The organism is Polaromonas sp. P1_G2, assembly GCF_056405515.1.
This window is the reverse complement of the sequence record NZ_JBFUBY010001215.1, coordinates 1-439: the sequence shown is the minus strand read 5'-3', so window position 1 is coordinate 439 and position 439 is coordinate 1. Positions and strand designations below refer to the sequence as shown.

The 439-nt window shown below is 55.4% G+C and carries 1 protein-coding gene; it reads right to left on the bottom strand.

What is annotated here, in order from left to right; translation table 11 throughout:
- Positions 1 to 249: 249 nt before the first annotated feature.
- Positions 250 to 439: hypothetical protein (locus tag AC1D0P_RS29835; RefSeq protein ID WP_477680035.1), on the bottom strand; the 190-nt coding region annotated here is incomplete at its 5' end.

The following is a 439-nucleotide window of genomic DNA, read 5'->3' as shown; positions in this document are numbered from 1 at the left end:
AGTCAGGCCTACTGGTACATGAGCGGACACTTCCCATGTGGCTGGCGCGGTACCTTTCCCAAAGGTGGAAACCTTATAGTCTACTGAGCAGACGTAATGCGGTGGCTTTAGCAGTCTTCGACAACCCACCATTCTAAAACGCCTTACCCAACTCCATACGCATCGAGGCGCTTTCGCGGGCAGGCCTGCGGCATTTTTGCAGTGCAATACTTCTTTACATTCGCGCAATGACCGCGAAACAAGCAGATGCTATTGATCAAGCATGTCCTCGCATAGCCTCCGCTGGCCCGCCGAATGAAAAGATTTTTCAAATATCTGGTCCTCCTTCTCATCGTGTTGGCTCTCGGAGGAGGCGGATTTCTGTGGTACCGCCACCGCCATGCCGCCGATCCGCTTGCGGGCGTGATCACCGCCGAGGCCGAGCGCGGCGATATCGAAC